This window comes from Thiomonas sp. FB-Cd, assembly GCF_000733775.1.
GTDB lineage: Bacteria > Pseudomonadota > Gammaproteobacteria > Burkholderiales > Burkholderiaceae_C > Thiomonas_A.
This window is the reverse complement of the sequence record NZ_JPOE01000002.1, coordinates 1,562,368-1,575,411: the sequence shown is the minus strand read 5'-3', so window position 1 is coordinate 1,575,411 and position 13,044 is coordinate 1,562,368. Positions and strand designations below refer to the sequence as shown.

Genomic DNA, 13,044 nt, shown 5'->3' with positions numbered 1-13,044 from the left:
GGTGGCGCAGAGTTGAAGGCAGCTAAGGCTGTTGACCGTGTGTGTCAGGGGGTTCCGGAATACTTGGGCAATCCATTTGCATCCCACAATCCCCAATGCCCTCCGACGTCACCCTCGGTGCCAGCTTTCCATGGTTCGTCGAAGGCTTCAAAATAAAATAGTTTGATCCCCTCCTGCTTGGCCCAGCGAACTGTTTCGACGAAATTTGATAGCGCTCCGTCGGCCGATGGCGCGGCATGCTGAAGCGGACTTCCCTTGTCAGGCCAACCCGTCTCGCTGATGATCACTGGCTTGCCCATGGCAGCGGCCTTTGCACGCTTGAACATGGTTTGCAGACAAGCGCCTGCCTGAGCATTCGAGCAGCCCTCCCAGAACGGGTAGCAGTTCGCCAGAACGACGTCACACGCAGCAGTCACTTGTGGGTACTTTTCAAACATGTAATAGGCGTCGACATATCCCACCGGAATGTCGCGCAATGCCGCTTTGACGTCATGGATGTAGCCCAGCAGCGCGTGCTCCGGCAAATCATCGCGCAACAGTACCTCGTTACCGACGGCGGCAAGATCGACATGACCCAGGCGCGCGATTCGAATGAGATTTTCGATTTCGCGCACATTTGCTTGATGATCGGAGCCAAGCCATGCGCCTGCCAGAGTCTTCAGCCCGAGTTCATGGGCGATGCGCGGCGTGTGTTCATTTCCATTCGTACATGAGAACGTGCGTATCCAATCGGCGTGCGGCCTGATGAGCTGGAGGCGTGCGCGGATCTGCTGCTCCGTGACCGGTGCGCCGGGTCCTTGGCCCTGGAGGTAGGGACTGAAGCACCAGCCGTGAATGCCGGTCCTGAGGATCTCGTCACACTGGCTGCGCAGCACTGCACGCTCTTGCGGCGATATCAGCGGCGTATGCGTCCCCAGCGCGGGACTCAGCGGTTGCATAACCGGCCGGGAGCCCGATGAAGATCCGAAGGCGCTGTGAGACTGCAGGACGCGTGGCGCATCCTCGCGGACTGCTGCGTGGTGCTGAGCGGCGGGACGATCCGGTTCAGAAGTGGACTGCGGGTCTTGTGCACGCCGATCGCTGAGGTCCTTGCTCACGCGTGTGACCATCTCTTCATCAAGTTCATAAAACCACAGAGCAATGACCGCAATGACCGCGCCCACCGCGGGGATGAAACTCATCATGAGCTTGATGCCGACGATGGTTGTCGGATTCTGTGCAACATTGGGCAGGTAGCCGAAGTACGCCAGCAGCCAGCCGGTTCCAGCGCCGCCAATGGCCCAGCCAAACTTCTGAGCGAACGAGGCGGCGGAAAACACAAGGCCCGTTGCCCGTCGACCGTGCTTCCACTCCGAATAGTCGGCGGTATCCGCATACATCGCCCAGACAAGGGGTGCAGTCGGAGCTGCGCAAAAGCTGATCAAGGCGTGCGAAGCCCACACGAGGTCGATATTCTGCGGCGGGACAAAATAGAAGCCACCGGTCAAGACGGCAGATAGCGCCATCGACGCCATATAGAAGTTCCGCTTGCCGAACACTCGGGACAAAGGAGAGGTCACCATGACGCCCAGGATGAAGGCGATGGCACCCGTTGTCATGACCCTGCCGAAATAGGCGTTTCCGTTTGGAACGACATCCTGAAAATAATAGATACTGACGGTGCCACGGATGTTGGCGTAGGCCAGCGCAGAAACGCCAACAATACAAAGGATCATCCACGGCCGATTGTGCCCAAGATCCTTGATGTCGCTGCGGAAGGATCCCTTGCTCCTCCTCTCGGGTTTGACCCGTTCCCGCGTCATGGCGAATGTCGTGAAATAAAGCGCAATGGCGATGATCGAATAAATAAGCATCGTCATCTGCCAACCGGCCGGGGAATTTTCGGAGCCGCCAAAACGCACTGCCAAAGGTAAAGCCGTATTGACAATGATGAACACGGGCAATAACGCCATCACGAAGCGGTAGGAGCAGACGCTGGTGCGCTCAGCGGAGCTCGGTGTCAGCACGCCGAGCAGCCCGGAATAGGGGATATTGATTGCCGAGTAGGCGATCATCATCAGGCTCAGGGTCGCATAAGCGTAGACGAGCTTGGCTGTGCCGCCGAAGCTGGGCACGGTGAACGTCAGGACGGCTGTGGCCGCCATCGGAACGGCCATCCATAGCAGGTAAGGGCGGAAGTGGCCCCAACGGGTGTGCGTGCGGTCAGCAAGGGCGCCGATCATCGGGTCGATGAATGCGTCCGCGAGTCGCGTCACAAACATCATGGTTCCCATCGTCGCAGCGCTGAGCAGAAAGACGTCTGTGTAGTACTTAGCAATGAAAATCGAAAACATTTGCCAAAACAAGTTCGAGGCAAAGTCCCCCGAACCGTATCCAATCTTTTCGGCGATTGAGAGGCGAGACGGTTCAGAGGCCAAAAGGTACTCCAAGGCTGAGGCGAGTGGATGCGCAATGCGCGGGCTGCGGTGCCAGGCATCTTGGCGTGCTGCCAGCACCGCCTTGGGGCGGCGGCATGCTGATTGCAATCTGGGCAGGAAAGGTACCGAGATTTAGCTCTGCCAAGTACCGCATGCAGCGGTTGTGGGTCGGATTTGTTGCCTTCATGCTTGGCGCTTCACGATGGGTGGCCTCGGCGCTGCGCGGCGCGCGAGCGCAAAGAGCGCCTTGCGAACGTAAGGCGAAGTGCAAAGGCTTGCAGACTGTGCGCATCAACGCGTACCGAGGGCCAGGAAGGGTTGCAGCAAGCTGCGCGGGTGGTTTTCGCAGGGAAGGGCGCCGGCGCAGGACGAAATGAAAGCGCTTTCATTTTGAATGTATCGCAAGGATTCAATGGCTTAGAGAGGGTATTCCCCAAATGCTCTTGTAACTCTAGCCCGGCACCGGCAGTCCTCGATGCCCGAAGGATCGCATGGCGGAGGCCTTGGCCACTTCGCGGCGACGACCAGGATGGCGACGAACACACAAGTGAGCGATGCGCGACGCGTCACCGGTGGTTTCAGGGTCGGGGTGGCGCGGCCATGTGTACGACTTCAAAGCAACCTGGACATGACCGCCTCGTGTTCGCCAAAGAATGAGCATGCAGGGGTCGCCTATTCGCATTGCGTAGATGGGGTTTTCATCAAGGATGACGCCGCAGGTGCTGGCCCGCGCTTTCGCGTCCAACCTCTTACGGCTTTGACTTGGCGTATGGATGTCCCGCGCACGGCCTGATGCGCGCATCGGCAGCCGTGACAAGAAGCAATGGCCAATTGCGGCATGGGTGATTTAGACCCGCATGTCGCTCTTTCTTCCTCAGGTCAAGACGGTCTCGCCGCAAAAGACAAGGGGCCCACTGGCACGCTTTCGACGCGTCAGTGAGCCCCGTACTGCCAATTCTCTTCGGATGAACCTGCCGTCGCTCCGATCATTCAGGATGCGGAACGAAGGCAAGGCAAATCAAGGTGTAAACGTGATACCTCCTTGGAGCGCGACAGTCGTCGGATACACGCCCGCGGACGTGATGATCGACGTGTTGGCTCCGGTTGTCAGGGCATTTCGCGTAAGTGCAGAAGCACCGCTATCGCCTTGGACATCAAATTGCGAGACCGGATACAGAGCCAGAGCCTGGATCGGACTCGTCGGCGTCAGACTCCCTTGGGCGCAGTTTTGTGCAACGGTGAAGAAACTCAGCGGGATGCTGTAGGCGGTTGCCGTTTGCGCGCTGGCTGCCGAAGCAGGATGAATGACCGCTTGCAGTTGTACATGGCAGCCTGCGCCGACAGCAAAGAATTTCCCGAGAGTCAATTCCACCATGAAATTGTTGTCGGGGCTGTTTGCCCACTCGGGGTTCTCACTGAACGTGAAGTTGACATGCGTCTGGCTGGTGACCTGCACGCCTTGCGTGTCCGCGGTTCCACTAAGCTTGGTCACCCCAGGTGCCAGGACAAAGGCACCCACGTATTCCCCTGAAGTAGGGGTGGTCGACTGATAGTAGCTGTAGAAGCTGCTATTTGCGGCCGTAACGGTGGAAGAAACCGTGGCGCCACCCGTGCCACAATCCGCTGGCGTTCCGGGCGGGCAGTAATAGCCATCAAGATTGCTGCCGCTGTATCCGCCGTATGTACCGCCTTCGGGTGTCAATGATGAAGCGGCAAAACCAGTGGAATACACCAGAGTCGACGTGGTGCTGCTGCAAGCGATGCTGACGTTGGTGACGTTGGCGGTCACATTGGATCCCGTGCCGTTGGTGACGGTGCAGGTTTCCCCCGTGGGTTGGGTTCCAACAGTGACGGCGTAACCGGTGCCAGAGGCAATGGGTGTCGCGAACGTGAAGGCTGCGTTGCCGCTGGCACTGACGATCGTCGGATCTGCACCGTTGTTGTCGAGCGTGACCTGATTGGTGCCGGTCAAGCCAGTGACTGTCCCGCCAATGGTGTAGGTGCCCGTGCTGGTCGTCGCGCAGGTCACGGCGACATTGGTGACGTTGGCCGTCACATTCGACCCCGTCCCGCTGCTGACTGTGCAAGTCTCCCCGTTGGGCTGCGTTCCCACGGTGACCGAGTAACCGGTGCCGGATGCGATCGGCGTGGCGAAAGCGAAGCCGCCATTACCAGTGACCGTCGTGAGGTCCCCCCCGTTATTCGCCAGAGTGACTTGGTTGGTCCCCGTTAACCCGCTGACCGAGCCGCCAATCGTATAGGTGCTCGTTGCAGTTGTCGCGCAGGTTACTGCGACGCCGTTGACGTTTGCGGTCACCCCCGCGCCTGTTCCGTGTGCAACCGTGCACGTGGCGCCAGTGGGCTGTGTTCCAACGGTTACCGCGTAACTGCCGTTGTAGGCGACGGGCGTCTTGAAGTTGAACGTGCCATTGGCCGAGACGGTTGCAGCGTCACCTCCGTTATCCAGCAAAACGACCTGTTCTGCACTTGGAAGCCCGGACACGGAGCCACCAAGGGTGTAGGTGTTCGTTGAGCAAGTCACGGTCACGTTGGTGATATTTGCGGTTACGCCAGCGCCGGTACCGTTCGAAACCGTGCAGGTCTCTCCCGTCGGTTGAGTGCCAACGGTGACGGCAAAACTCCCATTCGATGGAATGTCGGTGCTAAAGGCGAACGACCCGTTCGCGCTGACGCTGTCGGGGTTGCCATTATTGTCGAGCAGCGTGACCTGGGTCCCACTGGCGAGTCCCTTGACCGAGCCGGAGATCAAATAGGACGACGTGGTCGTGGAGGGCGTCGTCGTGCCTCCGCCTCCGCCACCGCAGGCACTGAGCAACGCCGCGACGGCAAGCCCAGTGGCTAACCTGGGTAAAGACCTTCGAATGGAAATCATTTTGTCTCTTCCTATAAAATTGAAATCAGAATAATGTGGTTGAACGCGATGAAATTGATCGTGGCTATGTTGGCGTAGACGCGTTTCAAAAGATGCTATTTTTCAGTCGGGTCCGGTTTGAATATCGGTATGTCGGGTGGGATCAAAAACTCAAAACGTTGCTGTCCTCAGGAGTGGAACTTATTTAACTTTGGTATGCAAAACGTCGATTATGACAAGGGGTCTCCAAATGATTTGTTATGTTTAAATGAAAGCGCTTTCAGTCAGGCTAAAAAAATATAAACGTTTAACCCTTGATGCGCATGGATTGCGCTTGCGAATGTTGAATGAGCATTTCCTCCTTATATGAGATCACATAGTGAGAGCATCGTTCATTCAAAAATGGACGGCCCGAAGTGGTTTTTGGTTGCGGCCGTACAATGACTGTCGCCCGCACCAAATTGTCATGTTTCAATCGCCTCACTGTGCAAGAGCAGCCTGATCGCTTGCCGATGCCGACCAATTGCTGAATCCGATTGTGCCCACAGCAACGGTGTCAAATTCGTTCGGGAGGACATTCGGATTCTTGTTGCCGACAATTTTGACGACAACGGCGGTAATTCCTGTCGATTGCAGAGTCGTCATGCTTCCGACCGTGCATGTAAAGGATGACAAAGGAATGGCGTAATTGCGAACACCAGTGGCAGATAATTGGCCAGGCCCTACTGCACTGAGAGTCTGGTCGTACGAGCAGTCACCGGTAGCCGCCTTGGTTCCTACAGCGTTGTTGATATCGACCGTCAACACGTTAACGTGGCCGCCAATTGACGAACCGGTGGACGCGGTGGCAACCGTATTGCCCATCGTAATTAACAAGCTATTCGATTGACTGATATCGAAGGTCGAATTGCCGGGCGCTAATACGGCGACATATTCATAATCAGCAGCCGTCGTGGGAGCAGTTGCCTTGGCTTGGGCTTGCAAGTTGTAGAAGCCTGTACGATTCATATCGGTCTGAGGGGACGAATAATTCCCGTAGGTGTAATTACCACCGAATCCGGTGATCACGTCGCCGCCTTGGATCGAATGCAGGAATGCACTGTCCGGAGCTTGGCTGGCGTAAGTGATGTAGTCATTCGCAAAGAGAAGGTAAGGCGATTGGGAGACCGTGGTGCCGCCGCCACCGCTGGTCGTGGTTGTACCGAGCGTCGTACCTGTTGTGCTGCTGGTTGTGCCGGTGATGGACGCGAGCGGTACAGTGCTGCCGCCGCCGCAGGCCGCCAGGATGGCGGTCGCGGCGGTGAGGACAGACACCGTGAGCGCCCCGCGAGCGAGCGTCGATTTGACTTTCATTCGTTTCTCCTTGGATGATCAGATTTTGTAAAGCCCGATCCTAGGGCTGCCAGACAAGCGCGAGTACGATGGTTGCCGAAAGCGCATTCTGAAACCGCTTTCACATCACCCTTTTTAGTTTTCAAAGCGCTTGCCGCCAATACGGATTTACCCGCACGTGCGGTTTGGGCTTGTTGCATGTGGATCGACACAGGAGCTTAAGCATGCCGAACAACAGCGGCCCGTTCAACCATGCAATCGGGTCAAAGACGAGCCAACATGCCGAAGGGTCGCCGCGAACGATCGTGCAGGAGCGATGGCGAGGGAGCTCAACGCACTTCGTCATGCGAACGGTGCAGGTGCTTCTTCTCTGGGTTGTTCCGGCTGCGGGATATGCGTTCCCAAGCTCGACGGTAAGGCAAAGCTCATTCAGGGTGCCGGTGAGCCTGCGAAATGGGTTCGGTCGAATGGTGAAGCAGGATCTCGTCTTGACTGTTGTGCGAGACCGCCAAGGAGACCGCCGCAGGCCCTTCCTGGTTCTTTTGCATGGGCGGCCCGCTAGCGTGGACGCGCGCATTCGATTAGGGCAAGTCACTTCACCCGGCAATGCAAGCTTCTTTGCGGGGCTGGGCTTCGTCGTTTTGATTCCTACGAGGGTAGGGTATGGGGTCACAGGCGGCCCCGATCTCGAATACACGGGAACCTGTTTTGATAAAGACTTCAGCCAGGGCATGACAGCTGTCGTTGAGGAGACCCGTCAAGTCCTGGAATTCGCAAGTCATTTGCCAGACATCGATCGGCATCGAGGGTTGGTGGTCGGGGATTCATTCGGTGGTGTTGCAGCCGTCGCGATTGCCTCCGCACGTATTCCGGGGGTCGTTGCTGCAATCAATATTTCGGGAGGCGACGGTGGGGATTCGGTTCGTCATGTGGACCATCCCTGCCGTCCTGATCAGATGAGCGCGACGTTCGCTGCCTATGGGCGTTCAAACCGCTTGCCCACGTTGTGGATGTACAGCGTCAATGATCGATTATGGGGCCCTCTCTATCCGAAAATATGGTTTCGTGATTTCACTGACTCGGGTGGGCGCGGGCAGTTTGTGACGTTACCCGCAGATAAAAACAATGGGCACTTCATCTTCAATCGCAACCCGGGAGCGTGGCATCCAGCTTTCGATCAATTTATCCAAAGTCTGGGCTTCGATCGCGCGGCACGGCGGCCGCCCAAGGCGGCTAACACTCATGGCCTGTCATCAGGAATCGAAGGCAACCGGGAAAAATCAAAACATGCGCACACTGACGTTATAGTGTCGCCGGCGGCGGCGTCCGACCAGCCGGATGTGGTCGAGCATGATGCGTCAACGCGCGAGGAAGCCACCGATACATCAGCTCGCCGGCTTTTCTCGAAGTACGCAAACCTTTGGGTGCAATCCACCAAAATAAAGGGAATTCGAAATGGGATCCAGACCCGGTAAAAAGCAATCCATCAGTGGCAAGCTAGAGATTGATGCACAGGGGCGATTGCCCGTAACGATTGAGATGGTGGCGAAGGCAGCAGGAGTCTCACCAAGCACAGTTTCAAGAATTCTTAACGGCACTGCGGGGGTTGCGGATGTTAAGAGGCAAGCGGTAAATAGTGCGATAGATCGATTGGGATTCATCCCAAATCCCGTGGCTCGCGGGCTTGCTGGAGGGCGCACACTGAGCATTGGGGTTGTCACCCAGTCGCTCGACAGTCCGTTTTACGGCGCGGCGCTGCGCGGCATCGAAATTGAGTTCCAGAAGGTTGGCTATACACCCTTGTTCATTAGTGGGCAGTGGAACCAACTGGAGGAGGCTCGGTGTCTTGATTTGCTGCGCGCGCGCCGCGTTGACGGGATCATCATTCTTGATGGGCGCGTCGACGACGCGGACGTGTGTTCATTGGCGCGAAATCTGCCAGTGGTGATTACCGGACGTTCGCTGCAGGCGCCAAATGTCGCCTCGTTACATTTCAGCAATTTTGAAGGGGCCGAGCAGGCCACTCAATACCTCATTGAGCTTGGTCACCGGCGCATTGTGTTTATCGCTGGTGACCCGGCACATCAGGACGCCCTTGAGCGACAACGCGGCTATCGAGCAGCTTTGCAAGCACGGGGTGTCGCCATTGACGAAGCGCTGGTTGTTCCTGGCAACTTTTCCGAAGAGAGTGGTCTTCGCGCCGTTGAGGGCCTGTTGAGCCAAGGAAAGAAATTTTCTGCGATCTTCGCCGCCAATGACCAGATGGCATTTGGGGCCGCGCTGGCACTTTACCGACATGCACTGCGCATTCCTGATGATGTCTCGCTAATTGGTTTCGACGACTTGCAGCCCTCGGTTTACGCCATCCCTCCGCTCACCACAGTCCACCAGCCGAGTCACGAAATGGGCACCCTTGCGGCCACAGCCATGCTGCAGCTGCTTCATGGCGAAACGCCCGTGCTCAGCATGCCGAGCCCCCGCCTGATCGTGCGCGAGTCCACTGCCGCTCCGTCGCGCTGACCGCAAGCTCGAGCATCGCGCCTTGCGGGGATGTGGTGTGGCCTTGGCAATTGCGATGCGTCGGGCCCGGCCTCGGTAATTCGTTGACTGGCGGTGCCGCAGTGACGCGCCTGTGCATTGCCAGTGATATTTGGGGCTGTGGAGCTTTGTGCGAAGGCTGCAACCAACCCCGAGCCCCAATTCGCCGGGTACCCGCCTTGCCTTTGCAGACGCGGCCGAATTGATGGCAGACCCAATGCAACCCGGGGGATCGGTCGCATCAAGTGTGCCCTCGGCGGTCGCGTGCATGTAACAGCGTGCGGGTGTGCGTGGCACCTGCGGCGCCGGTCGTTCCGGTTCCTGACGAGTTTGTCGGCGTTCCTGTGCATGGGTGCATACGGGGGAGCGCTCATTCAGGGCAGCTAGCGGCCGATGACCGGCTCGGTTCCCCTCCTATCCACACCTCGCAAGCGACTTGCCTCATTCGTGCACGTCAGGGCTGATCATTCGGGATTTCCCTGCGTTGACACTCATCCGACTCGCTCCTACAGTAAATGAAAGCGCTTTCAGTGAATTGAGCTTGTCTTTTAAACAAGCCTTGACGCCAGTCGTTGGGTCACAGTGGTGGGGCTGAACGCACCTTGCCGGTAATCGACCCGGATTGGCCGCTGACGTTCGGCGCCTTCTCTTGTTCTTCCCGCTTCATTTCGCTGCCCACCCATCAACTGGCTCCAGATTCGCAGTATGTATCGACGTCGGGAATTTCTTAAGGCCGTTGGGGCAGTTGGTTTTAGCGGCGCCTTGGCGGGTTGCGGCCGCACCGTCTCAGCGTCTGATCAAACGCTCGTCGTGGCCGCCTACCCCTCAGTCGACGCGATTGCCCGAGCGGCAATACCCGCATGGAAGCGAATCCATCCAGACCTCAACATCGAAGTGATCAGCCGGCAGATCACCGACCACCACACGGCCATGATGACTGCCTTGGCCACGGAATCCTATCTGCCGGACGTAATGGCGATCGAGGTGAGCTACCTGGGCCGATTTTCCCGAGGCGGTGGGCTCGAGAACTTGGCGCAGCCGCCGTTTAGCATCGAAGCATTCAAGCCAGAATTTGTGCCCTATGCCTTTGACCAGGCGACGACCAAGACTGATTCGGTCGTCGCCGCACCTAGCGACGTCGGACCGGGAACACTCTTGTACCGTCACGATATCTTGCAAGAGGCTGGCTCCACGATCGAGGATTTGCAAAATTCTTGGGAGAACTTCGTCGCCGTTGGCATCAAGATCAAGCGAGCTTCAGGCGCTTATCTCGTCGCCAACGCCTCGGACGTCGTCAACATTTTGATTCGCACGGGCGTGCGGTCCAATCAAGGGCTGTATTTCGATGAGAACGACCAACCGCTAATTACAACAAGCCGATTTGTTGAGGGATTCACGTTGGCCGCTCAAATACGGAAGGCCAGCCTGGATGCGCAGGTCCGGACCTGGTCAACGGACTGGGCACAGGGCATCCGAAACGGGAAAATTGCGACCCTGATGTCGGGCGCCTGGCTTGTCGGGCACATGAGTAATTGGTTGGCCCCTCAAACCAGGGGTCTCTGGCGCGCCGCCCAGTTGCCCCAAAAAACATGGGCAGCGTACGGGGGGTCGTTCCTTGCTCTCCCTAAGAACATAACCGCCTCAAAGAAGCGCTACGCCTGGGACTTCGTCAAGCTCCTCTCGCTGAATGCGACGCGTCAGCTAGCGGCGTTTAAATCCGAGGATGCCTTTCCCGTATTGGTCAACACCTATCATGCGCCATTTTTTGACGAACCAATTCCGTTTTTAGGCGGCCAGAGAGCACGCCGATTGTGGCGCGAAGCAGCACTCAACATCAGAGCTGTTCAGGTTCACAGCCAAGACGCCTTTGCCGCAGAAGTTGTTAACACTGCATTATTCAAGGTTCTGCACGAGGGGAAATCGATCAAAGCATCGCTTGCTCAGGCTCAGAGGCTACTTGAACGGCGTGTTGGGCGTTGAATTAAAGAGCGCCGCTGCGGCTTCCGAAAAACACATGACATGTCCATGAAGATCCCGAAGAGCCTACGAATCTCGCCCGCTTGGGCTCCGTATGTGCTTCTCAGCCCGTTCGTCACGCTATTCTTCATTTTTGGATTGTTTCCGCTTGGATTTTCGTTGTATCTCGCTTTTCATTCATGGGAGCCCGCAAGCGGCCTGGCTTCCATGAGTTTTGTGGGCTTGAGAAACTTTGAGTTTGCACTTCGCGATCCCTGGTTCTGGAAATCGATGGGTAATACTACCTGGTTGGCGCTTGCCGCAGGAGTGCCTCAGCATTTGATCGCGATCCCTTTGGCCGTGTTTATTCAGGCCGGGTTCAAGCGTTTTCGTAATATAGTTGTTGGCGTTTATTTTATGCCTTACATTACATCGACGGTGGCGATCGCCATTCTTTTTAGCTCCTTATTTTCGACAGATTATGGGTTGATCAATCAGGCGCTCCACGGACTCAGTCACATTCCGGTGCTGCGATTCCTGGTGCCGGTCGGTCCTATTGACTGGTTGGGGCGGCCTCAATATGTCAAGCCGGCGATTGCGGTGATCGTGTTTTGGCGATATGTCGGATTCAACGTCGTTTTGTATCTGGCAGCACTGCAGACGATCCCGAAGGATCTTTATGAAGCGGCCACGATGGATGGCGCCAGTAGTTTGCAGCAGTTCTGGAATATCACGCTTCCGAGCATCCGCCCAATGATGTACTTCGCGGTGACGTTGAGCGTTATCGGCGGGCTGCAGCTCTTCGATGAGGCTTTTATTCTGACTGGAGGCCACGGTGGACCCGATCAGGCCGGATTAACAACTGCGCTTTATCTCTACCGGGAGGCGTTTGATTTTGATGACTTCGGCGGAGCGAGTGCAATGTCTTGGGTCCTGTTTGCGTTCGTAGCCTTGTTGACTTGGTTGACGAATATAGCGTTTCGCCCACGGAATCGGTCAGCATGAGGCTCGCAATGAATCCAAAAAAGGGAAATGCCGGTAAGTGGTTGGCTTACGGTATCGTTGGTATCGGGGCATTAATTATGCTGGCGCCATTTTATTTCATGTTCGTTTTTGCCACGCATTCGCGTACGTCAATTTTTAGCGCTCCGCCGCCCGTATATTTTAGTAGCAATCTCGTACGCAATATTGATATTTTGGTGTCGACCATTCCATTTTGGCGAAATTTAGGCTGGAGTCTTTACGTTGCACTCGCATCGACGGCGTTGACCCTGCTATTTTGCTCAATGGCTGGTTATGCATTTGCAATGTTCGAGTTTCGCTTTAAAAATATTCTTTTTGTTCTTGTCATGGGAACAATGCTTTTGCCTCAGTTCATGAACATGATTCCCACCTTCATGATTATGGATGCACTCGGTTGGATCAACGAGCCGCGCGCGCTTTATGTGCCGGGTGCAGCAAGCGCGTTCGGCATTTTTCTGATGCGCCAGTTCATCGGATCGTCGGTTCCACGCGAGCTTGTGGAGGCGGCCCGCATGGATGGTTGTGGGGAAATCGGCATTTACGTGCGCATTGTGCTTCCTCTATTGGGGCCGGCCATTGGCACGCTTGGCCTCATCACATTTATCGCATCCTGGAACAATTTCATCATGCCATTGATCGTGATGCGCTCACCTGACATGTATACGGTGCCACTTGCCCTGCGCAGTCTGCAAAGTCCAGTGGATACTCAATGGGGTGCACTCATGGCAGGTTCGGCCATTGCAACACTGCCGCTCATCGTGCTCTTTGTGTTTTCCTCGCGCCAGTTGATATCGGGACTGACGGCGGGCGCGGTGAAGTAGGGGAATGGCGTGGCCGTTCTCCTGCTTTTTGTGCGACCCGATGGCGATCAAAGATTGCGCATTTCTACCATGAGGATGCAATAGC

Annotated in this window: 9 protein-coding genes; 5 read left to right on the top strand and 4 right to left on the bottom strand. The window is 56.5% G+C overall.

Translation table 11 applies throughout. The features are described from left to right. Positions 1 to 44: 44 nt before the first annotated feature. From CD04_RS24135 to CD04_RS23670, 4 genes are all read right to left on the bottom strand, one after another. Positions 45 to 2,495, bottom strand: coding sequence for a glycoside-pentoside-hexuronide (GPH):cation symporter (locus tag CD04_RS24135; protein ID WP_255333631.1), 2,451 nt, complete (start codon positions 2,493 to 2,495; stop codon positions 45 to 47). Between the two features lie 940 nt (positions 2,496 to 3,435). Beyond that, positions 3,436 to 5,187: a hypothetical protein gene (locus CD04_RS22530; RefSeq protein ID WP_156030176.1), complete on the bottom strand. Its 1,752-nt coding sequence runs from the start codon at positions 5,185 to 5,187 to the stop codon at positions 3,436 to 3,438. 582 nt (positions 5,188 to 5,769) lie between these two features. Then, positions 5,770 to 6,642 carry a hypothetical protein gene (locus CD04_RS0107670; RefSeq protein WP_031405592.1) on the bottom strand — a complete coding sequence of 291 codons (873 nt, stop codon included), beginning with the start codon at positions 6,640 to 6,642 and terminating at the stop codon, positions 5,770 to 5,772. After that, complete coding sequence (locus CD04_RS23670) at positions 6,639 to 6,821, bottom strand: hypothetical protein (RefSeq protein WP_156030174.1); 183 nt, start codon at positions 6,819 to 6,821, stop codon at positions 6,639 to 6,641. The genes CD04_RS0107670 and CD04_RS23670 overlap by 4 nt, the downstream gene beginning before the upstream one ends. A 24-nt stretch (positions 6,822 to 6,845) precedes the next feature. On the opposite strand from CD04_RS23670, the gene CD04_RS22525 reads away from it, so the two are divergent. The 5 genes from CD04_RS22525 to CD04_RS0107645 all read left to right on the top strand — a co-directional run bounded on the left by CD04_RS22525 (position 6,846) and on the right by CD04_RS0107645 (position 12,959). Continuing rightward, positions 6,846 to 8,096 carry a dienelactone hydrolase family protein gene (locus tag CD04_RS22525; protein ID WP_051849017.1) on the top strand — a complete coding sequence of 417 codons (1,251 nt, stop codon included), beginning with the start codon at positions 6,846 to 6,848 and terminating at the stop codon, positions 8,094 to 8,096. Between the two features lie 64 nt (positions 8,097 to 8,160). Beyond that, entirely contained in the window at positions 8,161 to 9,141 is a 981-nt protein-coding gene (locus CD04_RS0107660) for a LacI family DNA-binding transcriptional regulator (RefSeq protein ID WP_038168129.1), read from the top strand. 828 nt (positions 9,142 to 9,969) lie between these two features. After that, complete coding sequence (locus tag CD04_RS0107655) at positions 9,970 to 11,139, top strand: extracellular solute-binding protein (RefSeq protein ID WP_197033052.1); 1,170 nt, start codon at positions 9,970 to 9,972, stop codon at positions 11,137 to 11,139. Positions 11,140 to 11,178: 39 nt separating this feature from the next. Beyond that, the gene (locus CD04_RS0107650) at positions 11,179 to 12,120 is read left to right on the top strand and encodes a carbohydrate ABC transporter permease (RefSeq protein WP_156030172.1); all 942 of its coding nucleotides are present in this window, start codon (positions 11,179 to 11,181) and stop codon (positions 12,118 to 12,120) included. An 8-nt stretch (positions 12,121 to 12,128) separates the two neighbouring features. Further along, on the top strand, positions 12,129 to 12,959 hold the full coding sequence (locus CD04_RS0107645) for a carbohydrate ABC transporter permease (RefSeq protein ID WP_031405582.1): 831 nt from the start codon (positions 12,129 to 12,131) through the stop codon (positions 12,957 to 12,959). The last annotated feature ends 85 nt before the right edge of the window (positions 12,960 to 13,044 follow it).

Excerpts from the sequence above, each read along its gene's own strand:
- CD04_RS22525 (WP_051849017.1), top strand. The coding sequence starts at position 6,846 with ATGCCGAACAACAGCGGCCCGTTCAACCATGCAATCGGGTCAAAGACG.
- CD04_RS0107660 (WP_038168129.1), top strand. The coding sequence starts at position 8,161 with ATGGTGGCGAAGGCAGCAGGAGTCTCACCAAGCACAGTTTCAAGAATT.
- CD04_RS0107670 (WP_031405592.1), bottom strand. The coding sequence starts at position 6,642 with ATGAAAGTCAAATCGACGCTCGCTCGCGGGGCGCTCACGGTGTCTGTC.
- CD04_RS23670 (WP_156030174.1), bottom strand. The coding sequence starts at position 6,821 with ATGCAACAAGCCCAAACCGCACGTGCGGGTAAATCCGTATTGGCGGCA.
- CD04_RS0107645 (WP_031405582.1), top strand. The coding sequence starts at position 12,129 with ATGAATCCAAAAAAGGGAAATGCCGGTAAGTGGTTGGCTTACGGTATC.
- CD04_RS0107650 (WP_156030172.1), top strand. The coding sequence starts at position 11,179 with ATGTCCATGAAGATCCCGAAGAGCCTACGAATCTCGCCCGCTTGGGCT.